The 25775-nt window shown below is 43.0% G+C and carries 27 protein-coding genes, 2 tRNA genes and 1 riboswitch; of the genes, 5 read left to right on the forward strand and 24 right to left on the reverse strand.

Annotated features, from left to right (window positions below):
- Window positions 1-44: 44 nt before the first annotated feature.
- The 7 genes from QNM16_RS08135 to xerD form a co-directional block, all read right to left on the reverse strand.
- Window positions 45-121: transfer RNA gene (locus QNM16_RS08135), tRNA-Arg, on the reverse strand.
- Window positions 122-146: 25 nt separating this feature from the next.
- Window positions 147-239 (reverse strand) — tRNA-Ser (locus QNM16_RS08140).
- A gap of 712 nt (window positions 240-951) precedes the next feature.
- On the reverse strand, window positions 952-2493 hold the full coding sequence (gene lysS, locus QNM16_RS08145) for a lysine--tRNA ligase (protein ID WP_284020035.1): 1542 nt from the start codon (window positions 2491-2493) through the stop codon (window positions 952-954).
- A gap of 27 nt (window positions 2494-2520) precedes the next feature.
- Window positions 2521-3619, reverse strand: a protein-coding gene (gene prfB / locus QNM16_RS08150; protein WP_152614627.1) for a peptide chain release factor 2 whose coding sequence is annotated in 2 segments (ribosomal slippage) — window positions 2521-3543 and window positions 3545-3619 — 1098 coding nt in all. Because the reading frame shifts where the segments join, the coding sequence is not laid out codon by codon here.
- A gap of 205 nt (window positions 3620-3824) precedes the next feature.
- Window positions 3825-5555, reverse strand: a complete 1731-nt coding sequence (gene recJ, locus QNM16_RS08155; protein ID WP_284020036.1) for a single-stranded-DNA-specific exonuclease RecJ — start codon at window positions 5553-5555, stop codon at window positions 3825-3827.
- A 135-nt stretch (window positions 5556-5690) separates the two neighbouring features.
- Entirely contained in the window at window positions 5691-6422 is a 732-nt protein-coding gene (dsbC, locus tag QNM16_RS08160; RefSeq protein WP_284020037.1) for a bifunctional protein-disulfide isomerase/oxidoreductase DsbC, read from the reverse strand.
- Between the two features lie 63 nt (window positions 6423-6485).
- A complete protein-coding gene (xerD, locus tag QNM16_RS08165) occupies window positions 6486-7412 on the reverse strand; it encodes a site-specific tyrosine recombinase XerD (RefSeq protein WP_284020038.1) in 927 nt (308 codons plus the stop codon).
- A gap of 77 nt (window positions 7413-7489) precedes the next feature.
- Between xerD and fldB the strand changes: the two genes are divergently transcribed.
- A complete protein-coding gene (gene fldB, locus QNM16_RS08170; protein ID WP_284020039.1) occupies window positions 7490-8011 on the forward strand; it encodes a flavodoxin FldB in 522 nt (173 codons plus the stop codon).
- 35 nt (window positions 8012-8046) lie between these two features.
- Here fldB and QNM16_RS08175 read toward each other — a convergent pair whose 3' ends face one another.
- Window positions 8047-8556, reverse strand: a complete 510-nt coding sequence (locus tag QNM16_RS08175) for a hypothetical protein (RefSeq protein WP_284020040.1) — start codon at window positions 8554-8556, stop codon at window positions 8047-8049.
- 40 nt (window positions 8557-8596) lie between these two features.
- Window positions 8597-9295, reverse strand: coding sequence for a tRNA1(Val) (adenine(37)-N6)-methyltransferase (locus QNM16_RS08180; protein WP_284020041.1), 699 nt, complete (start codon window positions 9293-9295; stop codon window positions 8597-8599).
- A 67-nt stretch (window positions 9296-9362) separates the two neighbouring features.
- Here QNM16_RS08180 and srmB point away from each other — a divergent pair, with 67 nt between their 5' ends.
- Complete coding sequence (gene srmB / locus QNM16_RS08185) at window positions 9363-10595, forward strand: ATP-dependent RNA helicase SrmB (protein ID WP_284020042.1); 1233 nt, start codon at window positions 9363-9365, stop codon at window positions 10593-10595.
- A gap of 152 nt (window positions 10596-10747) precedes the next feature.
- A complete protein-coding gene (locus tag QNM16_RS08190; protein ID WP_284020043.1) occupies window positions 10748-11542 on the forward strand; it encodes a hypothetical protein in 795 nt (264 codons plus the stop codon).
- Here the strand turns inward: QNM16_RS08190 and QNM16_RS08195 are convergent.
- The 3 genes from QNM16_RS08195 to yaaA are packed head-to-tail and all read right to left on the reverse strand — an operon-like array spanning window position 11499 to window position 13695.
- The gene (locus QNM16_RS08195) at window positions 11499-12674 is read right to left on the reverse strand and encodes an MFS transporter (RefSeq protein ID WP_284020044.1); all 1176 of its coding nucleotides are present in this window, start codon (window positions 12672-12674) and stop codon (window positions 11499-11501) included. The two genes, QNM16_RS08190 and QNM16_RS08195, sit on opposite strands and share 44 nt — an antisense overlap.
- Before the next feature lie 32 nt (window positions 12675-12706).
- Entirely contained in the window at window positions 12707-12919 is a 213-nt protein-coding gene (locus QNM16_RS08200) for a hypothetical protein (protein WP_284020045.1), read from the reverse strand.
- On the reverse strand, window positions 12916-13695 hold the full coding sequence (gene yaaA, locus QNM16_RS08205; protein ID WP_284020046.1) for a peroxide stress protein YaaA: 780 nt from the start codon (window positions 13693-13695) through the stop codon (window positions 12916-12918). The genes QNM16_RS08200 and yaaA overlap by 4 nt, the downstream gene beginning before the upstream one ends.
- 291 nt (window positions 13696-13986) lie before the next feature.
- Between yaaA and tal the strand changes: the two genes are divergently transcribed.
- Both tal and QNM16_RS08215 read left to right on the forward strand, forming a co-directional pair.
- Window positions 13987-14937: a transaldolase gene (gene tal, locus QNM16_RS08210; RefSeq protein ID WP_284020047.1), complete on the forward strand. Its 951-nt coding sequence runs from the start codon at window positions 13987-13989 to the stop codon at window positions 14935-14937.
- 454 nt (window positions 14938-15391) lie between these two features.
- Complete coding sequence (locus tag QNM16_RS08215) at window positions 15392-15583, forward strand: DUF3545 family protein (protein WP_039611677.1); 192 nt, start codon at window positions 15392-15394, stop codon at window positions 15581-15583.
- Window positions 15584-15661: 78 nt separating this feature from the next.
- On the opposite strand, the gene ung is transcribed toward QNM16_RS08215, so the two are convergent.
- From ung to QNM16_RS08275, 12 genes are all read right to left on the reverse strand, one after another.
- Window positions 15662-16321: a uracil-DNA glycosylase gene (gene ung, locus QNM16_RS08220; RefSeq protein ID WP_284020048.1), complete on the reverse strand. Its 660-nt coding sequence runs from the start codon at window positions 16319-16321 to the stop codon at window positions 15662-15664.
- The gene (locus QNM16_RS08225) at window positions 16318-17166 is read right to left on the reverse strand and encodes a cobalamin-binding protein (RefSeq protein WP_417709678.1); all 849 of its coding nucleotides are present in this window, start codon (window positions 17164-17166) and stop codon (window positions 16318-16320) included. Before QNM16_RS08225 ends, ung begins: the two co-directional genes overlap by 4 nt.
- Window positions 17167-17171: 5 nt before the next feature.
- Complete coding sequence (cobO, locus tag QNM16_RS08230) at window positions 17172-17771, reverse strand: cob(I)yrinic acid a,c-diamide adenosyltransferase (RefSeq protein ID WP_284020050.1); 600 nt, start codon at window positions 17769-17771, stop codon at window positions 17172-17174.
- Window positions 17772-17780: 9 nt separating this feature from the next.
- The gene (locus QNM16_RS08235; protein WP_284020051.1) at window positions 17781-19250 is read right to left on the reverse strand and encodes a cobyric acid synthase; all 1470 of its coding nucleotides are present in this window, start codon (window positions 19248-19250) and stop codon (window positions 17781-17783) included.
- Complete coding sequence (gene cobU / locus QNM16_RS08240; RefSeq protein ID WP_284020052.1) at window positions 19247-19789, reverse strand: bifunctional adenosylcobinamide kinase/adenosylcobinamide-phosphate guanylyltransferase; 543 nt, start codon at window positions 19787-19789, stop codon at window positions 19247-19249. The genes QNM16_RS08235 and cobU overlap by 4 nt, the downstream gene beginning before the upstream one ends.
- Window positions 19786-20562, reverse strand: coding sequence for an adenosylcobinamide-GDP ribazoletransferase (cobS, locus tag QNM16_RS08245; protein WP_284020053.1), 777 nt, complete (start codon window positions 20560-20562; stop codon window positions 19786-19788). The genes cobU and cobS overlap by 4 nt, the downstream gene beginning before the upstream one ends.
- Window position 20563: 1 nt before the next feature.
- On the reverse strand, window positions 20564-21619 hold the full coding sequence (cobT, locus tag QNM16_RS08250) for a nicotinate-nucleotide--dimethylbenzimidazole phosphoribosyltransferase (RefSeq protein WP_284020054.1): 1056 nt from the start codon (window positions 21617-21619) through the stop codon (window positions 20564-20566).
- Window positions 21620-21630: 11 nt separating this feature from the next.
- Window positions 21631-22623 carry a FecCD family ABC transporter permease gene (locus QNM16_RS08255; protein WP_284020055.1) on the reverse strand — a complete coding sequence of 331 codons (993 nt, stop codon included), beginning with the start codon at window positions 22621-22623 and terminating at the stop codon, window positions 21631-21633.
- Window positions 22620-23444 carry an ABC transporter ATP-binding protein gene (locus QNM16_RS08260; RefSeq protein WP_284020056.1) on the reverse strand — a complete coding sequence of 275 codons (825 nt, stop codon included), beginning with the start codon at window positions 23442-23444 and terminating at the stop codon, window positions 22620-22622. The genes QNM16_RS08255 and QNM16_RS08260 overlap by 4 nt, the downstream gene beginning before the upstream one ends.
- An 84-nt stretch (window positions 23445-23528) precedes the next feature.
- A riboswitch (cobalamin riboswitch) is annotated at window positions 23529-23653 on the reverse strand.
- Between the two features lie 17 nt (window positions 23654-23670).
- Window positions 23671-24270 carry a histidine phosphatase family protein gene (locus QNM16_RS08265; protein ID WP_284020057.1) on the reverse strand — a complete coding sequence of 200 codons (600 nt, stop codon included), beginning with the start codon at window positions 24268-24270 and terminating at the stop codon, window positions 23671-23673.
- Between the two features lie 47 nt (window positions 24271-24317).
- Entirely contained in the window at window positions 24318-24530 is a 213-nt protein-coding gene (nqrM, locus tag QNM16_RS08270) for a (Na+)-NQR maturation NqrM (protein ID WP_039611686.1), read from the reverse strand.
- A 139-nt stretch (window positions 24531-24669) separates the two neighbouring features.
- A complete protein-coding gene (locus QNM16_RS08275) occupies window positions 24670-25701 on the reverse strand; it encodes an FAD:protein FMN transferase (protein ID WP_284020058.1) in 1032 nt (343 codons plus the stop codon).
- Window positions 25702-25775 lie beyond the last annotated feature (74 nt).

Genomic DNA, 25775 nt, shown 5'->3' on the forward strand with positions numbered 1-25775 from the left:
TAACACTCGATAAGTGCCTCTTTTATTTTTCCACTTAGAGAAAGTGGCGGACGCGGGAGGATTCGAACCTCCGACCGCCTGGTTCGTAGCCAGGTACTCTATCCAGCTGAGCTACGCGTCCAATCACAAAGAAAACCATTAAATAATGGCGGAGGGGGAGGGATTCGAACCCTCGATAGGGCTACAAACCCTATACTCCCTTAGCAGGGGAGCGCCTTCAGCCACTCGGCCACCTCTCCGTCTTTGTGGGGCGTATAATATAGAACAGAAAAAATAAGTCAAACACTTTTCTTGTAAAAAATGACTATCTGGTGACAGATTGAACACACTGCCTTTTTTTCTAACAAATTGCTCTAATCCTAATCATTTCTGGGGGTTGTGGGGTTCGAAAACTTGCTCATTAAACGCTGTTTGCGATCGAATACTTCTTCAAGGTAGGAGTCTAAATACCCCAATTTCTGAAATTCGATAATACATTGCCTACAATATTCCCTTCTTGCAGCCTCATGCTTTAATTGTTCTTCGTCTAATTTCGGCATAATCTATGTTTTCTTATAACTTATTATGTGTGATTCATCCTAAATGCCACGTCAGTATAGAAATGCATTAAGAAATTGCCAACTAACTAGCTTGATAAAACACGCACCAATTTAAGAAACAACAATAATAAAACACTGTTTTCAAATGCAAAGGCAATAATTATTGAGAAAATAAAAATTATTTTTGAGAAATATCTTACACAGATAAAAGAAAAGCACCGCACAAATACTTTATAACAAAATACCCCTGATATTACTGAATTCTTTTAACTTATATGGAGCTATAAAAAGAATATGTCGCGCTAATGATCGTGCTCGATTAAGTAATGCAGAAATTATCAATGAAGATCTGAGGGCGTGAATCAAAAAAAACGGCTTTCAAATGAAAGCCGTTTTTTCAATTAATCGGTTATTAGTCCGCTTGCGGGCGCATATGCGGGAATAAAATAACATCTTTAATCGTTGGTGAATCAGTAAATAGCATAACTAAACGGTCAATACCGATTCCTTCACCCGCTGTTGGCGGTAAGCCATACTCCAGCGCTTGAATATAATCTGCATCATAGTGCATCGCTTCATCATCACCAGCATCTTTTTCTTCAACCTGACGCGTAAAACGCTCAGCTTGGTCTTGCGCATCGTTGAGCTCAGAGAAGCCATTCGCAAGCTCGCGACCACCAACAAAAAACTCAAAACGGTCAGTGATGAATGGATTTTCATCATTACGACGTGCAAGTGGCGACACTTCCCACGGGTACTCAGTGATGAATGTTGGTTGAATTAACTTGTGCTCAGCGGTCTCTTCGAAGATCTCACATAAGAATTTGCCAGCACCCCATACACATTTCTCAGGGATCTTAACATGTACTTTCTTTGCATAAGCGACTAGTTCATCAAAGTGGTTTTCAGGATCTTTGAAGATATGCGCGATTTCTTCAGCATCAGGACCATACTTGATGATTGCATCTGCCATAGATAGGCGCTCGAACTGCTTACCGAAATCATATTCAATGGTCTCAATAACTTCGCCTTCAGCGTTCTTAACCGTGTTAATTACCGTTGTTGTACCAAGTACATCTTGTGCAACAGTACGAAGCATGTCTTCAGTTAAGTTCATTAGATCTTTGTAGTCAGCATATGCTTGGTAGAATTCAATCATTGTGAATTCTGGATTATGACGCGTTGAAAGACCTTCATTACGGAAGTTACGGTTAATCTCGAATACACGGTCAAAGCCACCAACGACTAAACGCTTAAGATAAAGCTCTGGTGCGATACGCAGGTACATGTCGATATCTAGCGCATTGTGGTGAGTCACGAAAGGACGTGCCGTTGCACCACCAGGAATAACCTGAAGCATTGGCGTTTCAACTTCCATGAAGTCACGCTCAGCTAAGAAACGGCGAATACCTTCAATTACTTTTGAACGAATACGGAAAGTCTCGCGTGTATCCATATTTGTAATCAAGTCAACGTAGCGCTGACGGTATTTCGCTTCCTGATCCGTTAAACCGTGAAACTTTTCAGGCAATGGACGCAGTGACTTAGTTAATAACTCATACTGAACCATGTCTACGTAAAGATCGCCTTTACCTGACTTATGAAGTGGGCCTGAAACACCGATGATGTCACCAATATCTAGCTGGCCGTACTTTTCTTTCAGCGCTTTTTGCACATCTTTTGAAGCATACGCTTGGATACGACCTTTCATGTCTTGTAGTACAAGGAAAGGCCCGCGTTTAGCAAGAATACGACCTGCTACCGACACCTGATGGTCTAACTCAACAAGCTCTTCTTTCGATTTATCACCAAACTTAGCCTGTAGATCAGCCGTATAGTCTTCGCGGCGGAAGGTGTTCGGGTGGCCATTGGCATCACAATTCTCACGAATTGCATCCAATTTAGCACGACGCTCAGCAATGAGTTTATTTTCGTCTTGGATTTGATCTGTCATTTTTTAGCTCTTAGTTTAGCTTGTTGATTAAAGGCCTGATTTCAGGCTAGCTTCGATAAATTTATCTAAATCACCGTCTAATACTGCTTGAGTATTACGGTTTTCAACGCCGGTACGTAAATCTTTAATACGAGAATCGTCCAATACGTATGAACGAATTTGACTACCCCAACCGATATCAGACTTAGCATCTTCTTGAGACTGCTTCTCGGCGTTTTGTTTTTTCATTTCAAGTTCAAACAATTTAGCTTTTAACTGCTTCATTGCTTGCGCTTTGTTTTTGTGCTGCGAACGGTCATTCTGACACTGCACAACAGTATTCGTTGGTAAGTGGGTAATACGTACAGCAGACTCTGTACGGTTTACGTGCTGACCACCCGCACCCGACGCACGATATACATCAATACGTAAATCCGCTGGGTTAATATCAATTTCAATATTGTCGTCAATTTCTGGGTAAATAAATGCAGAGGCAAATGAAGTATGACGACGACCTGTTGAGTCGAATGGGCTCTTACGCACTAAGCGGTGTACACCAGTTTCTGTGCGTAACCAACCGTAAGCATATTCACCTGATACACGCACCGTTGCGCCTTTAATGCCGGCAACATCACCATCAGTTGCTTCAACGATTTCAACTTTGAAGCCTTTTGCTTCAGCCCAGCGCAGATACATACGCAGAAGCATGTTACACCAGTCTTGCGCTTCAGTACCGCCCGAACCTGATTGTAAATCGATGTAGGCATCGTTGGCATCTTGCTCACCTGAGAACATACGGCGGAATTCTAGTTTTTCTAATTGACCAACTAAGCCTTCTACTTCTTGCTGTGCTTCAACGAAAGTATCTTCATCTTCCGCTTCTACAGCAAGCTCTACCAAGCCTTCAGCATCGTCTGCGCCACCAACAAGGTTATCAATGGTTTCAACTATCGCTTCTAGATTCGATTTTTCACGGCCCAGCGCTTGGGCTTTTTCTGGCTCATTCCATACTGCTGGATCTTCAAGTTCGGCATTGACTTCCTCTAAACGCTCTTGTTTTAGAGCATAGTCAAAGATACCCCCGAAGAAGCTCAGTACGTTCGCGAATTTCCTTGATTTGGTTAATCACAGGATTCACTTCAAACATCTACATTACTCCAATTTACGCCTTTAACATCTAGCCCATACACCGTAATTTCTTCGCTATGCTACGGCGTTTATTTAGACAGGCTATCTAAACGGCCAATAGTAACAAAATTTACTGCCATATATCAGCCCCAAAATACGATAATTTTGGGGTTTCGCATGGATAACTAAGGTCATTTCGTTTAATCGCAAGAAAATATCCAAAACTAGTTTGTGATGGCTTGGATCTCACGCACAATCAACTGCAATGAAAATTTACCTCTAAACTCGTTGATATCGAGTTGATACGCCACCTCAGCGAACTGGGCAGACATATTTGGCCACGCTCTCAAATCGACATTAAATGCGATAGCATCCACCAGCTTACCAGTCGGGTGTTTTAACACTAATTTAAGGTGTTTTTCGGCAACCAAACGCTGCTGTACTAACTCAAAGCGCTCACTAAAAATTGGCTCAGGGAATTGCTGCCCCCAAGGCCCTGCCGCTTGGAGCATATTTGCAAAGTCCATATTAAAACACTCGCTCGGTAACGCACCATCGGTCAGCAACACGCTTTGTTTCAACTCTTCAGTCAATTGCTTTTCGACTTGTGCTTCAAACGCAGTTTTGAATTCAGCAAATTGTGACTCATTAATACTGAGCCCCGCCGCCATAGCATGACCACCGAACTTCAAAATGAGGCCTGGATTTTGTGTGTTAATGTGTTCCAATAGATCACGCATATGAACGCCTTCAATCGATCTACACGAACCTTTGATCTGACCATCATCCCCTTGCGCAAAAATCACCGCTGGTCTGTGATATTTTTCCTTCAGTCGACCAGCCAAGATACCAATAACACCTTGATGCCAGTCATCCTGATACAAACACACCGCCGTTGGTACGCTTTGGTTTTTATTGCTTAATCGCTCTAAAACGGCGTTTGCTTCTTGCTGCATACCTTGCTCTATTTCGCGCCTTTCATGATTTAAGCTATCAAGCTCATTCGCAATCCGGCGCGCTTGAAATTCATCTTTCGCTAACAGACAAGCTATACCCAAGCTCATGTCATCCAAACGACCCGCCGCATTGAGCCTTGGTGCTAACGAAAAACCAAAATCACTGGCCGTTAAACGGTTCATATTACGATTAGAAACTTCAATCAGGGCTTTTATTCCAGGTCGTGTTTGGCCGTTTTTTATACGAGCCAGACCTTGAAAAACCAAAGTACGGTTGTTTGCATCTAACGCAACCACATCGGCCACTGTGCCCAATGCCACAATATCGAGTAATGAGGCTAAATTGGGTTCTGGACGTTGGCTATTTTCAAAATAAGACACCGAGCGCAGATGATGTCGCAATGCAATTAATAGATAGAATGCAACCCCAACACCAGCTATCGACTTTGATGGAAATTGACAATCATGGCGGTTCGGATTAATGATTGCGTCTGCTTTAGGCAACTGCTCGCCCTGTAAATGGTGATCGGTCACGATAACTTTGATGCCAGCGGCCTTTACAATATCGATACCCGCAATACAAGAGATACCATTATCAACGGTTATCACAAGATCTGGACCTAATTGTACTATTTGCTCGGCTAATGCTGGACTAAGCCCATAACCCAGACTAAATCTATCTGGCACCAAATAATCAACATGATTAAATCCAAACTCGGGCAACCCTTGCATTAATACCGCAGTACTGGTTGCGCCATCAGCATCAAAATCACCAACAATCAGAATGCGTTGCTGCGCACTTAGTGTCGTTGCCAAAATCTCACAAGCCACTGTTATATCTTTAAATAGCTTAAAATCTAGCAGTGTCGCTGCACTGTTATTTAACTCAGTCGCAGATTGCACTCCACGTGAGGCATAAAGCTGTTTAATGACTGGATGAAGATTATCCGGCAAGTAGCTATCATCAACATGCTGTCGAGGCTGGATCTTAGTTTGCATAGAACTCTGATTACTCTTTATCTGACTTTAGTTATTCCAGTTTGCGGCTACAAATAAGTGGATAGATAACATTTGCAGGCACAAAAAAAGGCCTGACGGCCTTTTTTATCATTATGGGTCTATTATACGTAAAGCTTAAGACTTTGCATTTCTTTCTAGTGAAGCAGCTAGTTCGGCTGCAGGCTGATAGCCTGGAATGATCGTGCCATCATCAAGAATAATTGCAGGTGTACCAGTCACACCAAACTTCTGACCTAGCTGATAATGCTCAGCAACTGGTGCTGTACAATCTTTTACATCAGCAACAGGATTACCCGCTTTCGCCTCTGTCATCGCGTTTGCAGAGTCTTGTGCACACCAAACATTCATTAAGTCTTCATAGCCTTGGCTTTGAATGCCACCACGTGGAAAAGCCAGATATTTGACCGTGATCCCAGCTTCTAAATAATCTTCTAACTCACGGTGAAGCTTACGACAATAACCACAAGTGATATCGGTAAAAATCGTGACCTGATGCTTCTCGTCTTTTGCTTTGTAGACAATCATTGAGTCTTCGTATTGCTTTAAGCCTTCTTTACGTACACCACTCAACGCATCTTCTGTCAGGTTTTTTCTATTTGGAATATCGATTAATGCGCCCTGCATTAAATAACGGCCATCAGTGCTCGAATAAAACACACCGCGGTCGGTGATCACGGTTTTCAACCCCGGAATTGGGCTATCAGTAATTTCATTCACTGATAAACCAAGGCCAGCAAGTGATTGCTGAATTGGGTTAATTGCAAAAACACCTTCTTTTTGCGTTGCCTCTTCTGCATAAGCAGAAGCACTGACCGCAAGCGCGGCTGCTAAAAATAACTTTTTCATCTTTGTTCTCGTAAATTCGTTTTTCATTCACCAATAGGACCGTAAAACCACAAAAAAATTCCATTAAGCCCTAGGATGATGTTGCTCGTGCAGGGATTTTAAACGCTCACTAGCAACATGGGTATAAATTTGTGTCGTTGACAAGTCACTATGACCCAACATCATTTGCACAACGCGTAAGTCTGCTCCATGATTCAGCAAGTGTGTTGCAAATGCATGACGTAACGTATGTGGAGATAACGGAGACTTAACATCAGCCAACATAGCATAGTGTTTGATTCTATGCCAAAAAGTTTGCCGTGTCATACCTATGCCGCGCTTAGATGGAAAGACAAAATCGTTGGCATGTTTGACCATTTGAGGCCTACCAATATTTAAAAATTGTTCCACCCAGCGCAATGACTCTTCACCCATTGGCACCATACGTTCTTTGCCCCCCTTGCCTTTAACTAATACAACGGCTTGACGCAAGTTGATTTGCTCTATTCTCAAACCAACCAATTCCGTGACTCGAAGGCCTGTTGCATACAGTAGTTCCAACATGGCTTTGTCTCTGAGTCCCATCGCATCTTCAACGTCCGGCGCATTCAACAAAGCTTCGACCTCTTGCTCTGATAGCGTTTTTGGTAAAGATTGTACTGTTTTAGGCTGTGCAATATTAACCAGTGGACTTTGACTGATTTTTTTCTGGTTAACCCAATAAAGATAAAACCGCTTCAAGGCACTAATAGAGCGGGCTGTACTTCGTGGTTTAAGACCCAGATCAACGCGGTATGCTAGATAGGCTTCTACATCTGTCACATTGATGGACAATATATCTTGGCCATCAAGCTGCATCCGTATAAAACTTGAAAACTTCTCCAAATCGGTTCGATACGCTGAAATGGTATTGTCGCTCAGCCCCTGCTCTAAAAATAAGGCGTCTAAGAATGATTCTATCGGATCGAAATCATCCTCTTCTATTTCTAATATGGTTTCTTGTTCGTTCACGGGCTGCCTGTATCAATTGATTAAACCTTAAGGTAGACTGCCCCCATATAATAACAGCCATTTGAGTGAAGAATACAATGCAAATCGGGTTATTTTACGGTTCAACAACCTGTTATACAGAAATGGCCGCTGAAAAAATACAAGAAATCATTGGTAAAGATGTCATTTCTTTACACAACATCAAAGATGAACCATTGAAAAATGCAGAGCAATTCGACTTTATAATCTTTGGTATTTCAACGTGGGACTTTGGTGAATTACAAGAAGACTGGGAATCACATTGGGACGACATCGATGGTGTTGAACTCAGTGGAAAGACCATTGCCTTATTTGGCATGGGCGATCAGCAAGGTTACGGCCAATGGTTCCAAGATGCACTGGGTATGCTGCATGATAAAATTGCCCCGCAAGGTGTAAATTTCATTGGTTTTTGGCCAAATTCAGATGACTATGAATTTGAAGCATCAAAAGCACTGACAGAAGATGGAAAACATTTTGTCGGTTTGGCTTTAGATGAAGACAGCCAATATGAAAAAAGTGATGAGCGTATCGCGACTTGGATTGAACAAGTTATGACTGAATACGCAGCGACACTATAAATGCATGTGAGCGGGCACACCCGCTCATACAACCTTCAAGCCCAAGAAACCTGTCTGATCCACGTCTGCATTTTTGGAAACCCGTGCTCTTTGCAGCTCATCTGATAAGCACCTAATAGCGGATGACCGATTCCTCCACCTTGTTCAAACGCATTAATTAAGCTCTCACTATTGCCTCTGTATCCCGCGTCATGAAATACAACATTAAGAGAAAAACCAAGATGCTTTGCAGCCGCGACGGACCATGCTGTCGCCGCCATTTCCTCACCCATCATTTGCTGTTTTGGGCGTTGATGCTTTAATCCGGTTTTATAAATATCACCATCTAAAAGGTGTCGCTCTTTTGGTTCGCATACGGCGTAATGCCCTGCTTCATGCAATATATCACCGGGGTAAATCAGTTTATCCAAGTCTAATTCTAACACCCCTTGGTTATGTCTAAGCCCAGGTAAGAAAGTCTTTTGCGCAAAGCTCACCACCTTATATGGCAAACCTATTTCGTCTAAAAAGCCCAAAACTAGCTTTATTTGTTGTGCCCGCTCCATCACACTCTCCTTTCATTTCGCATTCACTCGTACACAGCCTTTACATTTTTAAATAAAAAGCACGACACAAATGCGTATATTCTGCACTGTACTGATTATTGCCATCATATATACACAGAGACTCTGTCGCCAATGCCTGCTCTACTTTAGATAATTCAAACATAATCCGTGACACAGGTTTTGAAGGCGTCGTTTTAACGTTGCATTGGCGAGTCAAAAATAATCCTTGTGATTGTGCTTGTTCAATAAATCTATGCGCACCATCTGCAGGTAATATAATAGCCAGCCTGCCACATTCAGTGGACAGGCGCAAAAACGATGAAATTAAGTCTGCAAAACTAAGACTATCTGTATGCCTTGCTAAATTTCTCTGTGCATTTTCTCCTTTCAAGCTTGCTTGAAAATAAGGTGGGTTGCTAAGTATCAAATCAAACTTATCCAGCGATTCAAATTCTTGCACAGCAATGCGATGTAATCGAATATCCGGCCAAGGAGAGCACGCAATATTATGGCTTGCATCTTTACTTGCCTGCTCGTCTATTTCAATTGCAGATAATGTTAGGTCTGGTAACCGCTGTTTTACCATTAAACTCAACAACCCCGTCCCTGCACCTATATCAAGTACATTTTTCGCATTATCGAGAGATAACCACGCGCCAAACATGATCCCATCCGTTGAAACCTTCATTGCGGCATGGTTTTGGTCAATTTTAAATTGTTTAAATGCAAAGCTTGCCATATTGCACCTTTTAGAAAACGCCAAGCACAAGTATAATTCCGCTATTGTCCTTTATTTGTGATGCATTATGCAATTTTCTGAATTTGACCTTGATGGCAAGGTACTCTCTGCCATAAAAAAAATTGGTTATACAACCGCCACCAGCATTCAACAGCTGGCTATTCCTGAAGCGCTACTTGGGCGTGACATTCTTGCATCAGCGCCCACTGGCACAGGAAAAACAGCCGCTTTTCTTATTCCTGCGATTCAATACTTGCTAGATTTTCCAAGAAAAGACCCTGGGTTTGCACGTGTCTTAATTATGACCCCTACCAGAGAGCTTGCCTATCAAGTGCACGAACAGTGTCAGGCACTTGCAGAAAACACACATTTACGTATCGGTGTTGTCACAGGTGGTATCAACTATGGCAGCCACAAGGAAATCTTCGAAAAAAACAACGATATTCTAATAGCAACTCCGGGTCGCTTAATGGAATACTTGGAAACTGAAAACTTCCACGCTGACAACGTCGAGCTACTGGTACTCGATGAGGCCGACCGCATGCTAGACATGGGCTTCAAAAAAGAGATGCTACGTATCTGTGAAGAGGCTAAAAACCGTCGTCAGGGCTTCTTATTCTCAGCAACACTTGAAGGTGATAGCGTTGAGTTATTCGCTGAACGCATGCTCAATGACCCTGCATTACTAGAAGCAGAGCCATCAAGAAAAGAAAAAGGCAAAATCCACCAGTGGGCTCATCTTGCCGATGACTACACACATAAATTAGCGTTGCTAACGCACTTACTAAAAAGCGAAGAAGTCGAAAAAGCCATTGTTTTTGTTAAAACTCGAGAGCGTCTAGAGCAGTTAATTGGTGAGCTGTATGCCAATGAAATCAAGACTACTTGGCTACGAGGCGAGATGCCGCAAGATAAACGTATGACAGCTATGGCAAGTTTTCATAGTGGCAGAACCAATATCTTAGTTGCAACAGATGTTGCTGCAAGAGGGATTGATGTTCCCGACATAACGCACGTAATCAACTTTGATATGCCGCGCACTGCAGATATTTATGTTCACCGTATTGGTCGTACGGGTCGTGCAGGTAAAAAAGGCACGGCTATTTCACTGATTGAAGCACATGATGTTGAAATTTTAGGTAAGGTCGAGCGTTATACAGATCAAAAGCTTAAACGTCGTGCCATTGAAGGGCTTGAGCCGAAGCACAAAGAAGCTAAGGCGCCGAAAAAGAAAAAAGACGCAGCAAAAATTAAAGCCAAGAAAAAAGCGGCTAAAACTAAGAGCAAAAAGAAAAAATAATCAAAAGCCCCAGTAGGGGCTTTTTTGTATCCCTCAGTTGCTGCTAATCTTAGTTTAACCTTGTGTTGTTAACATACGAAAGAGTAGCGCATTTCATATTCTTGGCGTGTTGAAATATCACACTTTACATAGACCAATATAAAAATATCATCATGAATGAGCAGCAACGGCAACAATTAGAAAGTCACTTGGCACACCTAAGACTAGAAATCGATCCTATATTAGCAAAACAATATCCAAGCTTTGCGGGAAAGCCCTACCCTCTCGGGCGTTGTAAAGAGATACGCAACGCCATACTTGATAAGCTGCATATACAATTAGCACAAGAGAAAATACCTGAAGCAATAAAGCCACTTTCAGCCAAGCTAAGTGGTGGACAAGCTCTTAAACCTGTTTGGGGGACACTTAGAGATGAATACTTCCAAAATGCCATCTTAGCGGCTGATTGGTATATAGATGCTGCAAACGATACCGTGAACCCCAATAAACCACGCGTTGAAGTGGTAAAACTCGCCAAAAGTGGTTTTAGCGCCATTTCAAGCTTTGAGCAGTTTTGTACGATTGCACAAAAATACTGGCAGGTCACCTTATATCAAAACGATCTCTTTCCGTCACTTGCGCCGTTTTTACCGCTCGTATGCGTAAATCAGCAAGGTGCCTGTTGGCTAGGTGCTGCCAATGACGACATGATCTCATTGGCCAGAAAGTCAGAATTCAGATTGAGCGAACGTGTTCTCTCTATGCTGCCAAATACCCCACAGAACATTAAAACCGCTTGGTACACTCAATATGGCCATCTCACTGACCATTTATTGCAGCGTACTGAAGTCGACCCCAAAACATTTTGCCAGTCATATCGAGCACAGCACAAAGATTCTGATTTATTATTCCGTGATGCAGTCGTTAAAGCTTACTTACAACTGGCGAAGGGGGTGAGTATTGCTTAAACCAAGCAGAGGCCAATAACGCAAGCACAACTATTGGAATAGACCATATATTCAGTGCTTGCCAGCCAATTTCACTTTCAAGCCAGCCTGCAAATAGTGATGAAAGCACCACCATACTAAATACAAAAAATTCATTTGCAGCTTGTGTCTTTGCGCGCTCGTGAGGCTGATATGTCTCACTGACTAATGAAGTCGCACTGATAAACATAAAGTTCCAACCCACTCCCAACGCAAATAACGCAATTAAGAAATGCCAATGGCTCACCCCCAGCAAATTAATGACTGAACAAACCAACATCAAAGTGCAACCGACAATGATCATCACCACAGGGCTAGATTTTTCTATCAACTTGCCGGTAAAAAAAGAAGGTAGAAACATGCCAAGCACATGCCATTCAATGACTAAAGCCGACTGCGCCAAATCAAAACCGTGGCGATGCATTGCCAATGGGGTTGCCGTCATCAATAAGTTCATAACTGAATAACTGATCATGCCAATAAATGCGGCAATCATAAATTGCGGCTGAGTAATTATCCCTTTAATGGGTCTTTGTTGAAGCTGACTTTGTTGGCCTGAAACTTCATTGAACGTGACCAATTGTAATAAAGTCAGAGCGAGCAAATACACACAGGTCAATGCCAAAAATGAATTTGCAAAATTAATTTCAGGCAAGTAGTTATTCACCCATACAGCCAAATTCGGCCCAAGCACCGCAGCGATAACGCCACTTGCCATGATCATCGAAATCGCACGCGCGGGTTTGTCACTGACTTCTATGGCCGCAAAACGATACAAAGTTGCAAAACCAATTCCTATACCAATTAAAAATGTGGCTATACAGAACAAATAAAACTGACTATTTATCAGTGCCAAATAGCCCAATATCGCACCTGAAGTACCAATAATATTGCCTATGCTAAAGCCTAACTTTCGGCCTGTTTTAGCCATTACCAATGAAGCAGGTACAGTTGCAAGCAATAACCCAAACATTTGTGTCGCGATTGGCAAAGTGATCAAGGTGTCAGAGGCACTTAACTTTTGGCCGACCAAAGCGCTAATGGTGACCAGTAAGATATTACCCGTGGTCATCAATCCTTGACAGCATGCCAATAAAAAGACATTTTTATTCAAATTCTCTAGCCTTTATTTAAGGGCAATAGTAATCAGTACACTTCTGGATGTGGTGTCACTTCACATATTGATTCAACCTGACATTGCTGTTTACATGGCTGTGTCAAACCATCTTCTTTACATATGCTAAGACATTCTTGTTGCTTATGCTGACATGCGATTTCACCATGTGAATTTGTCAATGACACTCGAGTACTACATCCTTGTAATAAAATAAAAAGTGCGATTAGTGTTATTCTTCTCATGATTGCTCTTCTCGCAAAAATACAGGCTCATTAGCTTTTGCAGTAGCCTCTTCACTAAAGTAATAACCTGCAACATCGAAAGCCTTAAGTGCTTCGATATTATCAACCTTATTCTCCATAATATATCGTGCCATCATGCCACGCGCTTTTTTCGCATAGAAGCTAATCACCTTATATTGGCCATTTTTACAGTCTTTAAATACCGGCGTAATAATTTCGCCACTAAGCGCTTTTTTATCTACCGCCTTGAAGTATTCATTAGATGCTAAGTTAATAAGTTGGGTAGAGCCAGACTCTGATAACGCTTCATTAAGCTTTTCAGCAATCACCGTACCCCAAAATTCATATAAATTTTTACCGCGTGTATTAGCCAATTTTGTGCCCATTTCCAAGCGATAAGCTTGCATCAAATCAAGTGGTTTTAATACACCATAAAGACCAGACAAGATCCGCAAATGCTGCTGTGTATAATCAATAACTTCTTCTGATAATGTGTTCGCATCAAGACCTGTATACACATCACCGTTAAAAGCAAAAATCGCCTGTTTTGCATTCTCCAAAGTGAACGGCTGCGACCAATCGGCAAATCTCGCCGCATTTAAACCAGCCAGTTTATCGCTGATTTTCATCAAACTACCGATTTCTTGAGGACTTAAGTCACGACAGACTGAAATTAATGCTTCAGAATGCGTCAATAACTCAGGTAAGGTGTGGCGCGTTGTTGGCGCACTAGAGTCGTAATCGAGATTTTTTGCGGGTGAAATAACCGTGATCATTGATAGCCTATTGACTTAAATATTGATTAATGTCAATTTCAACACTATCCACAGTTGATCGCAAGCGTAAAATCTTTCGCTCTTAGTTGTTCATACAAATAACCGCAAGGTAAGGCCGCACCTTTACTGTGGACATACATAACTCACCTATTCATAACAATAACCAAACAGGCTAAGGCAAGCCATATGATAATCTATCATGAGGACATTTGACCTATAAAAGCTGATCACGGTATTGCAACATAAGGTGTGTAATTTATTTAAGCTGCAAAAATTAGGAATGAGGACAGCATGACTTCAGCATTAGATAGGCTAAAACAGCATTCATCGATCGTTGCCGATACAGGTGACATCGAAGCGATCCGTAAACATCAACCGGAAGACGCAACAACAAACCCTTCTCTTTTATTAAAAGCGGCGCAGACGCCTGCCTATCAGCCGTTTCTAAAACAAGCTTTAGATTACGCAAAATCGCAAGAGCAAGATGAGCAAAAACAAGTTGAGCTCGCTTGTGACTATTTCGCGGTTTTAATTGGTAAAGAGATTGCTAACATCGTACCTGGCTATATCTCTACAGAGGTAGATGCACGTTTATCATTTGATACTCAGGCGACGATTGCAAAAGCAGAGCAGCTTCTTGCGCTTTATGCTGAGCAAGGTGTAAGCAAAGATAAGATCTTAATCAAAATCGCATCGACTTGGGAAGGTATCAAGGCAGCTGAAGCACTTGAAAAGCAAGGCGTAAAATGTAACCTAACACTACTATTCAGCCAAGCGCAAGCGCGCGCATGTGCAGATGCAAACGTGTTTTTAATTTCGCCGTTTGTTGGTCGTATCCTTGACTGGCATGTAGCAAATGGTGTCGATAAGCCAACTGATCCGCTAGACGATCCTGGTGTTCAGTCTGTTCGTACTATTTATGATTTCTACAAGCGTCATGGCTACAAAACAGTAGTTATGGGCGCAAGTTTCCGTAATACAGGCGAAATCGTTGCACTAACGGGTTGTGATAAGCTAACTATTAGCCCTGCGCTACTAGAAGAGCTAGGCGAATTACCGGCAACTGAAGATTACCTGCTAGAAAATGCACAAGCGTCTGCAGAAAAGCCAGCACCGCTTACAGAGAGCGAATTCCGCTGGTTACATAACCAAGATGCAATGGCAACAGAAAAGCTTGCAGAGGGCATCAGAGCGTTCGCTCACGCACAAGAAATCTTAGAGTCTGAGGTTAAATCGCTTTAAGATTAGGTGATAAAAAGCTGAGTAACGTTTGCTCAGCTTTTAACATCCTCACCAAAATATTCCCTCGGTTTATATTTCTTTACATTTATTTTAAGCGACGATTTAAACAACGCTTCCCCACCCAAACTATAAAACCTTCGCCAGCAGCTAACATACCCGAACACTCTGATTCCCCTGAATAGAAACTGTTGTATTTCAAGATTATATAGTTCAAAAATCCAACTTATTTAGCTACTCGATGTGCAATGTCTATTAAGATCGACATGTTTTTTCTCAAACATACAGATTCTTTGCTTGTCATCAAACTGTCACTTTGTTTTCACTTTAAAGACATATTTGTGTTTTATTTTTCTACTGTCTGTGGTATACCAGCATTACTCAAGTGTGTTTTTCATGCAAATGGGGTAATGCTTAAGCACATGTTTTGAGGTTAGTACATCAATAGGAGATATTCATGGATAGCCTAGACGATATGATTGAAGTTGTAGAAAGTCCAGAACCGAAAAAAAGAGCCTCTTCGAAGGGGAAAAAAAGAAAATGGCGTGAAATTGAAGCGCTAAAAGACCGACAGCGCCTTCGTAAGGAATTGGAAGAACTAGACATATTCGCAGACAGTGTCGACTTAGACGAACTCGATTTTATATAGCAAAAAGGCTCTTTTATAGAGCCTTTTTGTTTGTCTGTACATACCCACTGACATGCTTGTCATGTCAGCCATCTGGTATCATATTTGCCAATCAATGGGAGATTTATCCATAGATTGTAGTAATGCGTTGGTCTTGGAGAAATGTTGACAGCCAAAAAAGCCTCTGTGCGCAGACAGCGGCGAAGGATGTGGCGCATGCAAAACATGATGTCGTAATGTGTCAATCGCTTTACCTTTCTTTTGCGCGTGTGCGCCCCAAAGTAAAAATATCACGCCTTCACAGTGCTCATTTATGGTATTTATCACCACATCGGTGAAACGCTCCCATCCTAGTTGTTTGTGAGAATGTGCCTGACCTTGCTCAACAGTCAACACCGTATTTAACAGCAAAACACCTTGCTGAGCCCACGGCAGTAAATAACCATGAGTGGGGGTTTTAAACCCCTCAATATCATTGGCCAGCTCTTTATACATATTCACCAAAGAAGGCGGTATCTTTATCCCAGGTTGCACTGAAAAGCACAAACCATGGGCTTGATTAGGACCATGATACGGATCTTGACCCAATATCACGACCTTAATATCCTCAAGTGCAGTTTCATCAAGCGCTGCAAAGACCTGTTCATCCGCCGGAAACACAGTCACGCCTTCACTACGTCTTTGCGCAACATATGCCAACGTTTCCTGCAAATAAGGCTGTTTCTTTTGCGCTTCAATAAGCGATTGCCACGATATCATAGTCGCTTTCCGTAATAATTTCTTGAAGCATGGAGTTTATCACACATATCCTGCACTCCCTCAAGCATGCGCGTGCTAAAGCGATGTAATAAGTCAGCGTCAACTTCGATATATTGCCCATGCTTTACTGCTGGTATCTCCGTCCATTTTTGCCATTGTACTTGCGGTGGCTGCTTTGTGGCTTTCTCATTTGGAATAATGATCACTTGAGGGTGCTTCGCAATCACATTCTCGAGACTTATCTGCGGGTATTCAGTAGCAGCCTCAGCAAAGACATTGCGCACCCCACACATATTTAGCGTCTGATGTATCCAAGTTTTACCATTGGTCGTCATCAGTGGAGATGGCCAAAGTTGATAAAATACATCCAAAGACACTTTGCCTTGAAACTGCTTAATTATTTGCTGATAGCGTTGATTAAACTTATCAGCAAGCTGCTCTGCCTGCGCTTTATGTCCGGTAAGCTCACCTAGTTTGATTAATTCTGTCGGTACTTGGCGTATGTCTTTAGACACACTGTATGCAATAGGAATACCCAGTGATTTTAACTTTTCAATATCCGCTTCTTTGTTACCATTTTTCCAAACGATCACCAGATCAGGCGCCAGCGCAAGTACTTTTTCTAATTGGATCCCATGGTATCCGCCAATTCGAGGGATGCGATTAGCTGCCTCTGGATAATCCGCATATTCCACAGTACCTACAATTTTATCACCAGCCCCTATCGCATATAGATTTTCAACGATATGCGGTGCCAATGCGATGATCCGACTAGGTTGCTGACTATCCTGCGCGAAACAACTAGCAGACAGTAACAAACTCAGAAGCAGCCACCAAACATGCATGGCCATTAGTAATCAAATCCTTTTTGTGCCTGAATGCCAGCTTCAAAAGCGTGTTTTACATTTCTCACTTCACTGACTGTGTCTGCAAGCTCAGTCAGTCTGCGGTGCGCGCCGCGGCCTGTGATGATCACTGATTGCATTTTCGGTCGATTATTGAGCGCTTCAATCACCTCATCAAGGTCTAGATAATCGTAACTCACCATATAAGTCAGCTCATCTAATAAAACCAAGTCAATATTCTCATCTTGTAACCATGCTTTTGCATGCTGCCACGTTGCTTGTGCAGCTTGCGTGTCGCTTTCTCTATCTTGTGTTTCCCACGTAAAGCCCGTTTTCATAACCGCAAATGGGACACCCGCATTCTCTAATAAATTGCGCTCACCGCATTCCCATGTGCCTTTAATAAATTGCACCACTGCTGCATTCATACCATGCCCAACACAACGGGCAACAGTGCCAAAACCAGATGTTGATTTGCCTTTACCATTGCCGGTGATCACCTGCAAGATGCCCTGCTCAATGTTCGCTTCAGCGACCTTTTGGTCTACTTGCTCTTTTACTTTTTGCTGTCGCGCTTTGTGCTTATCTTGATTCTTATCCGTCATACTGGACTCCTATACCTTGAGTTCAAAAATCTTATCTATATCTAAATGCTGCTCACAAATATCCGCAAGCCTATCAAGCTGTAATTCACGGTGCTGCGCCAGATCAAAGCCATCAAAATCAAACTGCTCATCACATGCCCATTGTAAAATCGCACGGCTCGCTACAGGATTATCAAATAGACCATGCAAGTAAGTACCCGCTATCAAATTATCATCAGAAATAAAGCCATCTTTTTGTATACCTAATGGATGTTCATCAAAAGTGAGAAACGGCTGCGCTAGCGCCTCTCCGTGACTTTGACCACAGTGAATTTCATACCCAGAAATGGCAACTGCTTTGCCATTTAATAAGCAGTGCCCAGACACATTGGTTAGCTGCTTTTTTTCACCAAGCTCTGTAGTCAATGCCGCCAAACCGAGTGCATTGGTACGAGCTTGAGTTGATTCTATATTCAACGGATCTGTAATTTCTTGCCCGAGCATTTGCAAACCACCACAAATACCTAACACCTTGCCTTGATACCTGATGTGTCGATTGATTTCTTTATCCCAGCCTTCGCTACGTAAAAAGGCTAAGTCATTGATGACATTTTTACTGCCCGGAATAATGATCAGATCAACACTGCCAATTTTCTCACCATGACGCACATATCTTAAATCCACTTTTGCATTTAATCTCAAACTATCAAAGTCGGTATGGTTGGAAATGTGAGGTAACAGTAAAACAGCAACACGTAACAGTGCATCGTCGGTACGATTCTCGATGGTAATTGCGTCTTCTGCATCCAGTGCCAAATCATGTAAGTAAGGCAAAACGCCTAATACGGGTTTGCCTGTATAGTTCTCAAGCCAGTCTAAACCGGATTGCAGCAAACTAATATCGCCCCGAAATCGGTTGATCACAAACCCTTGCACTAAGGCCTGCTCCTGTTCACTCAACAAAGCAAGCGTACCGACAAGGTGGGCAAATACACCACCTTTATCAATATCAGCAATAATGATCACTGGGCATTCGACTTTACAGGCAAACCCCATATTGGCAATGTCATTTTCTCGAAGGTTTATTTCAGCAGGACTTCCCGCCCCTTCCACCATGCAATATTGATATGTTTTCCTTAATCGCTCATGGGACTCAATCACAGCCTGCATCGCTACCGCTTTATAATCATGATACTTGCCCGCTTCCATGTTAGTCAGTGCTTGACCATGTACGATGACTTGCGCGCCAGTATCAGAATTGGGTTTAAGTAAAATGGGATTAAAATCAACACTGAGTGGCACCTTTGCTGCCATCGCTTGTAGCGCCTGTGCACGACCTATCTCTCCGCCACAAGGCGTCACGGCACTATTGAGTGCCATATTTTGTGGCTTAAACGGGGCAACTTTGACCCCCTTCCTAGCCGCTACACGACAAAGGCCCGCAACTAGCGTGCTCTTACCCGCATCGGAAGTGGTGCCTTGCACCATCAATGTCTTCATTTTTGTTCACTTTTTAAATTCAATACCAAACCCGCCATGACAAAATCCACATGATCTGCCACAGCTGCAATATGTTGATGCAGACGACCTGACTCATCTACAAATTGACGGCTCAGCGCTCCCATAGGCACAATGCCATGGCCCACCTCGTTACTCACCAGTATGACCTTGCCTTTCGTATCTTGAAGTGCTGTGAGCAACTGAGATCTTTGTTTTTCGTACTCTGGGAATTCAACTTCACACAAACCATAAGTCAGCCATAATGTTAAGCAATCAACCAACGCGCATTGGGACGGTGACAACGCGGCAATGAGCGGGGCGATATCCCATGGACATTCAATCACCTTCCAACAAGAAAGCCTTGAGGCTCGATGGTGTGCAATACGCTCAGCCATCTCCTCATCTTTACTTTGCGCAGTTGCGACATAGATAAGCTCTTTGACTAAGCCACTCTCGAGCAAGCTTTGTGCTCTTTGCTCGGCAAGCGCGCTCTTGCCAGAGCGCGCACCACCCAAAATGAGTTCAACATGCTTAGTCATATTAGGCTTACAACCAAAAAGGTATAAATCATTAACTCTGAGATTTGCTGTGCTGCGCCCAAGCAATCCCCAGTGTAACCACCCAACTGCTTTTTAAACCAATATTGACAAAAAAGGCGGGTAAACCATAAAGTGACGATTAAAGCAATCACTTGCCAAAAGGTGAGCACTGAGCAGACAAAAGCAGCAGCTATAACGGCAATGCCTGTTAGGTATAAAATTGCACGAGAGGCTAACTGCAGGCTTTTTGCTACAGGCTTTACTTTACTCTGTGCATCTAGCTGTACATAAGGCAGCTTGCCAATCAAACTCGTTGCGCTTAGGCGGCTCAAAGACTGCGCCAACACTATCCCCCATAACAGTGAGAATAGGTTGCCGCTAAGGGTAAGCATCAAGTGGAATTTACTCAGCATTAATACAAGCAGCGCCACACTACCATAGGTGCCCAAGCGACTGTCCTTCATGATATCCAGCTTCTGCTGCTGACTCCAGCCGCCGCCAAAGCCATCCCACACATCTGCAAACCCATCTTCATGAAATGCGCCTGTGATTAATAAACTAGCACCGAGCGTGAATAAAATTGCTACGCTCATAGGCAATACAAGCGACAAAGCCCACAGCAGGAGTGCCATCACCAAACCGATGCAAACACCCACACAGGCAAAGTAACGGCTAGACTGATTTATATCGGTATCCGTAACAGACGCCGTTAATGTAATCGGGATCCGAGTTAAAAATATCACCGCCAATTTAAATAAAGACCACTGTGTCATATCAGCCAACCACTTGGGTTACTTGCGCTTGAGAAAAGCTCGCCATATCGTTATAAATGGCCAAAGCACTTTGAATGATAGGCAGTGCTAACGCTGCACCGCTTCCTTCTCCTAAGCGCATATCTAACTGCAGTAACGGCTCTACATTTAGCCACTCTAGCATCTTCTTATGCCCTTGTTCGTTGGAACAATGCGCAAACACCATATATTGCTTAGCGTTGGGCGCCATCGAAATGGCCAACATAGCCGCAGCTGTCGCAATAAAACCATCCACTAAAATTGGTTTTTGCGCCTCAGCGACGGCTAACATAGCACCAACCATATGGACAATTTCAAATCCGCCAACGCTTTGTAAAATCTGTTTTGGGTCATTGCTGTCCAACTGATGAAGGTCAAGCGCCTGCTCTATCAGCAGCTGTTTTTTCACGACAGTTTCTTGGCTTACGCCAGTGCCCTGTCCAACAGTCTCCTTCGGTTTTAAGCTACAAAGCGCAGAAAAAATGGCGGCAGCAGACGTGGTATTACCTATCCCCATTTCACCAAACGCAAACAAATTACAGCCCATGTCCAACTCTGCTGCAACAAGCTGTTTGGCATTGTCAAAACCTTGCGCTAACTGAGCCTCACTCATCGCCGGTTGTAAATGAAATGGCGCAGTCGTTGCCCCAAGCCTGTTGTCAATCACATGACTGTTTTGAATAGGCTTAAGAATACCGCAATCCACTATATTTAGACGCCAGCCCAGCTGACGGGCCAAAACACAAATTGCAGCCCCGCCACTGGCAAAATTAGCCACCATTTGGCCAGTGACTTCACTCGGTGCAATAGAGACGCCTTCGCTGGCAATACCATGATCGCCTGCAAAAATACTGACCGATGGATTTTCAACGCTAAACAGCTGCGCGGCCATTGTCTCTTTAGGCATGCCTTGTGAGTAAATCAACACCAGATGCTTTGCCAGCACCTCAAGTTTACCCAGAGAGCCTAGAGGTTTTGTTTTTAAGTCTAGTTTTTGCTGAACAAAATCACTGTGTGTTAAATCTAAAGCAGGGATCATACATGCCTCTGTTAAATGTTTGCCGCTCGCTTGCGAAACATAAGTAAAGATAGGAAAAAGACGCTACCTATGGCCGCAGTAATCACACCAATAGGTAATTCTTGGTTTTCTATGATTATTCGGGCTAACACATCCACCCATAGCATCAATAATCCACCACTTAAAGCCGTGACTATCATGCCTAATACACGTGCTTGAGAGATAAAAAATCGTACTATGTGTGGGATCATTAAGCCGACAAAGCCAACGCCGCCACATGCGGCGACTAACACAGCCGTGATTAAAGAACTTACTAATAACATGCCCAAGCGCAACCTGTGTACATTAACGCCTAAAGTTACCGCACTTTCATCGCCCAATAGCAACGCATTAAGATGCCGTCTAAAACATACAACGGTCATAATTCCACTTAGCACCACAACAGCAGGCAACCACATCCACATCCAATCAGCACGACTGAAGCTACCTAAGCTCCAAAAGATAATGGCGGTAACCGCTTGCGGATCGCTCCAATATAAGAGCAAACTCGTAAATGCATTAAATAAGAAAGACAGTGCAACGCCCGCTAACAACATATTTTCGATTTGCGCAGTGCCCTTATGATATGCAATCAATAGCAGCAAACACATGGCGCAGACACTACCGATTAAAGCAGCGCCAGACATGGCAAGCGCACTTTGCATTCCAAATAATGTTAATAGCAACACCACACCAAAAGAGGCTCCTGAAGAGATACCAAATAGATAAGGGTCAGCAAGGGGGTTACGTGTGACTGTCTGTAAAATCAGCCCCGCTGTCGCAAGCCCAGCTCCAGCCAAAAATGCAAGTACGGTACGCGGTAACCTCAACTCGATGACAATTTTTTGTGCTAACTGGGTGTTGTCGTATGACCATAAGGCCAGCCAAACATCGTAAAAATCAACTTGCACTGCCCCGATACTTAGGGCGCACACAAAGCTAAATAAACATGCGAGTAACAATGCACTGCTTGCAGCTAATCTCATGTTCGACCCCTCGATGATAGTTCGCCATCGCCCGATAAGTGATACTGATAACGAATATGTGGGATCTCTTGTTCACTCGCAGGACATGTTTGGAGGCTCACGTCGGCTTTGACACCAAAAACTTGTGCTAACATAGACTCGCTCACCACCTCTTTAGGCGCGCCATGAATAACAAGCTCTCCATGGTTTAAAACTAACATAGCGTCACAGAGGGCTGAGGCTAAATTTAAGTCATGAAAAGAGGCGACCACAGTGATCCCTAATGATTTAGCTAGCGCCATTATTTCGATTTGGTACTTCACGTCCAAATGGCTGGTAGGCTCATCCATTAAGAGTAGACTCGGACGCTGGACAATAGCCCTGGCTATCATCACCCGCTGTTTTTCCCCCCCAGATAGAGACTCATACGATTGCTTTTGTTTATGTGTTAATCCGACCTTTAATAGCGCTTCTTGGATTGCCTGTTTGTCGCGCAGTGATACGCTGGAAAATAAACTTTTATGGGGTGTGAGGCCCATGGCAACAACATCAAAAACAGCGAGATTAAACTGACTTGGGATCTCTTGAAGCACTGCAGCGACTTTGCGAGCATAACTTTGGCGGTCATACTCGCTTACATCTTTACCATTAATACTGATAGTACCGGATGTTGGACTTTGAAAGCGATATAAACATCTTAGTAAAGACGACTTACCGGCCCCGTTAGGTCCGATGAGGCCAACACACTGACCCTCAGCAACTGAAAAGCTGATATTGGATAGAATTGATTTATTATTGATAACTAGATGTAAGCTATCGACTGATATTGGTGTTGCCGCCATAATTCCTCTACATGGGGCACACATCAAAACACCACTGTATCATAAATATGACTTGGTAAAATGACATGACCCAAGTGCGCCCGCTTAAGTCTTTATTCCAACCTTGGTATCTGGCTTTAAATGAGTAGTCATGCAATCATTTTTACAGTTGCGGGGACAGCTGAGGGTTTACACCTCATTCCCAAGTGATGTCGAAATAATTTTGTGTATTATGAAGTCTAGATGGCTAAAACACAACTTTAGGCCATGCACTCCCCTGTTCATCATAGAACACTGACACCTGAATGACCTTGCCATATCCAACTTCAAAGCAGTTTAAATGATTTACAGCGCCCTCAGGCAATGTGAGCCAGTGTGCCAGTAGCTGCTTCATAACCCCACCATGGGTTACAATGACGATTGTGTCATCACTGCTTTGAGATGTGAAAGTACGCCACCAAGCTTTAATTCGCGAATTAAAACAGACCATACTCTCTCCTTCTGGTGGTGTTACTAACCAAGGGTTTTGCCAAAAGTCGCCAACACTCGGAGAGCGAGTATGCTGCCAAAGCCACTCATAGCTTTTACCATCCCAATCACCAAAGTTCATTTCTTGCAGTGCATTAACAACCATGAAATCTGCCCCCAGCTTTTCTGAAAATGCTTTTGCTACAACCTGACATCGCAGTCTTGGCGAGCTGAGCACTCGATTTGGCTTAGGTAAACTATGGAGTGTTTTAAGTAATTGGTTTTGACTTTGTTCAGTTAAAGGAGGATCGGTTTGCCCTAATAACTTACCGGATAATGTCGTTTCAGTATGACGAACAAAGTAAAGAGTTTGCAGCATATACTTGGGGGTAATAAAAACGCAGGCTAGCCTGCGTTTTTATCTAATTATAGAATTTGGTTTTCGCGCCAAGATTGCTCTTTGGCTAAACGCTTTTTACGCTTATCACATGGGTCATCACAATCACAGATTTTATCGATACCCATTGAGCCTAAACCACCACAGCTACTTGCCATTGATTTTTTCTGAACGATTACACCTACAGCCATAGCTGCAGCGATCAAGATAAGTAACCCAAAGGTAAGAATAAATAGTGACATAGGCAGAGGCCCCTCAATAAACTAGCTTGGTCAAGTTCCAAGCAACTGACGGTGTATTGACAATATTATATATCTAAATCCGTCAAAGTTGAATGAATTTACCACACTAAAAGCAATGATATTTAACCGAATCCACTGATTACTTTTTTACATCTAAATACGGCTTAAACGCAGTGCTTGAGAATGTCTCTAGGCCAGCGTCTGTTTTACTGATCAAGTACACTGGTAGATTATGTTCTTCAGCATAAGCTCTTGCTCGTTGCGTTCCCATCACGGTAAGCGCTGTTGCCAAGCCATCAGCTGTCATTGCTGAAGGATGTAACACCGTCACAGACACCAAGTCATGGCGCACAGGTCTGCCGGTACCCGGGTCAATTAGGTGTGTAAATACCTCGCCATCCATTTCGTAAAAAATACGATAATCCCCTGACGTGGCAATGGCATTATTGCCCGGCTCTACAACTCGGTGAATTTGACGCTGTCCTGCCGGTGCATCTGGTTTTTCAATCGCTATTCGCCAAGGTGAACCATCTGGCTTATTGCCAGAGATACGAAGTTCTCCGCCAATCTCTACCATATAATTAGATAAGCCTTTTTTCTCAATCAACTCTGCAACTTTGTCAATGCCGTAACCTTTTGCCGTCGCTGAAAAAGATAATTCAAGATGTGGCAGTGATTTCGCCAGCCCTTCATCTGTCAGCGCTAACTTATTTACACCGATATTTGCTTGCATGGCTTCAATGTCAGATTGCGAAGGTCTTTTGGTCGGTCTTTTATCTGGACCAAAACCCCATAAATCAATCAGCGGTCCCATAGTCACATCTAAGGTTTTAGTCGACTCACCTAAGCGAATAGACTCTGCGATCACGGCACGAAAATCGCCACTAATCGGCATTACTGTATTAGCCTCAAGGCGATTAAAGCGATTGATTTCTGAGTCGGGAATGTAGGTAGACATGGATTGATTAACTGCCACAAGCGCTTCATCCACTTCTTGCTTAAAACGCTGCGCTTCTAAGCTCACCGGACCAGGAAATACTTTAATGTTATAGGTAGTTCCCATGGTTTTGCCGTTAATTTCAACCGGCTTTTGTTGAGTTTGCTGCTGTCCACAAGCGGACAAAAAAAACACCAAAAAAATAACAGAGAATAAATAGCTGAGTTTTTGCATCTACTTTTTAGTCCTTAAAGCATATAAAAAAACCCCTAGGGAATGCCCTAGGGGTTTAATCTTATTAAATACGA

The sequence above is a fragment of the Pseudoalteromonas umbrosa genome, assembly GCF_030125375.1.
Lineage (GTDB): Bacteria > Pseudomonadota > Gammaproteobacteria > Enterobacterales > Alteromonadaceae > Pseudoalteromonas > Pseudoalteromonas umbrosa.

What these genes read in the sequence shown, in the direction of transcription:
- cobU (WP_284020052.1), bottom strand. Translation starts at nt 19,789, where the DNA reads ATGACTAAGCATGTTGAACTCATTTTGGGTGGTGCGCGCTCTGGCAAG.
- cobS (WP_284020053.1), bottom strand. Translation starts at nt 20,562, where the DNA reads ATGACACAGTGGTCTTTATTTAAATTGGCGGTGATATTTTTAACTCGG.
- QNM16_RS08225 (WP_417709678.1), bottom strand. Translation starts at nt 17,166, where the DNA reads ATGCATGTTTGGTGGCTGCTTCTGAGTTTGTTACTGTCTGCTAGTTGT.
- QNM16_RS08215 (WP_039611677.1), top strand. Translation starts at nt 15,392, where the DNA reads ATGGATAGCCTAGACGATATGATTGAAGTTGTAGAAAGTCCAGAACCG.
- ung (WP_284020048.1), bottom strand. Translation starts at nt 16,321, where the DNA reads ATGATATCGTGGCAATCGCTTATTGAAGCGCAAAAGAAACAGCCTTAT.
- cobT (WP_284020054.1), bottom strand. Translation starts at nt 21,619, where the DNA reads ATGATCCCTGCTTTAGATTTAACACACAGTGATTTTGTTCAGCAAAAA.
- QNM16_RS08235 (WP_284020051.1), bottom strand. Translation starts at nt 19,250, where the DNA reads ATGAAGACATTGATGGTGCAAGGCACCACTTCCGATGCGGGTAAGAGC.
- QNM16_RS08275 (WP_284020058.1), bottom strand. Translation starts at nt 25,701, where the DNA reads ATGCAAAAACTCAGCTATTTATTCTCTGTTATTTTTTTGGTGTTTTTT.
- recJ (WP_284020036.1), bottom strand. Translation starts at nt 5,555, where the DNA reads ATGCAAACTAAGATCCAGCCTCGACAGCATGTTGATGATAGCTACTTG.
- tal (WP_284020047.1), top strand. Translation starts at nt 13,987, where the DNA reads ATGACTTCAGCATTAGATAGGCTAAAACAGCATTCATCGATCGTTGCC.
- srmB (WP_284020042.1), top strand. Translation starts at nt 9,363, where the DNA reads ATGCAATTTTCTGAATTTGACCTTGATGGCAAGGTACTCTCTGCCATA.
- QNM16_RS08180 (WP_284020041.1), bottom strand. Translation starts at nt 9,295, where the DNA reads ATGGCAAGCTTTGCATTTAAACAATTTAAAATTGACCAAAACCATGCC.
- QNM16_RS08260 (WP_284020056.1), bottom strand. Translation starts at nt 23,444, where the DNA reads ATGGCGGCAACACCAATATCAGTCGATAGCTTACATCTAGTTATCAAT.
- QNM16_RS08255 (WP_284020055.1), bottom strand. Translation starts at nt 22,623, where the DNA reads ATGAGATTAGCTGCAAGCAGTGCATTGTTACTCGCATGTTTATTTAGC.
- lysS (WP_284020035.1), bottom strand. Translation starts at nt 2,493, where the DNA reads ATGACAGATCAAATCCAAGACGAAAATAAACTCATTGCTGAGCGTCGT.
- QNM16_RS08200 (WP_284020045.1), bottom strand. Translation starts at nt 12,919, where the DNA reads ATGAGAAGAATAACACTAATCGCACTTTTTATTTTATTACAAGGATGT.
- QNM16_RS08190 (WP_284020043.1), top strand. Translation starts at nt 10,748, where the DNA reads ATGAATGAGCAGCAACGGCAACAATTAGAAAGTCACTTGGCACACCTA.
- QNM16_RS08175 (WP_284020040.1), bottom strand. Translation starts at nt 8,556, where the DNA reads ATGGAGCGGGCACAACAAATAAAGCTAGTTTTGGGCTTTTTAGACGAA.
- cobO (WP_284020050.1), bottom strand. Translation starts at nt 17,771, where the DNA reads ATGACGGATAAGAATCAAGATAAGCACAAAGCGCGACAGCAAAAAGTA.
- yaaA (WP_284020046.1), bottom strand. Translation starts at nt 13,695, where the DNA reads ATGATCACGGTTATTTCACCCGCAAAAAATCTCGATTACGACTCTAGT.
- dsbC (WP_284020037.1), bottom strand. Translation starts at nt 6,422, where the DNA reads ATGAAAAAGTTATTTTTAGCAGCCGCGCTTGCGGTCAGTGCTTCTGCT.
- nqrM (WP_039611686.1), bottom strand. Translation starts at nt 24,530, where the DNA reads ATGTCACTATTTATTCTTACCTTTGGGTTACTTATCTTGATCGCTGCA.
- QNM16_RS08265 (WP_284020057.1), bottom strand. Translation starts at nt 24,270, where the DNA reads ATGCTGCAAACTCTTTACTTTGTTCGTCATACTGAAACGACATTATCC.
- fldB (WP_284020039.1), top strand. Translation starts at nt 7,490, where the DNA reads ATGCAAATCGGGTTATTTTACGGTTCAACAACCTGTTATACAGAAATG.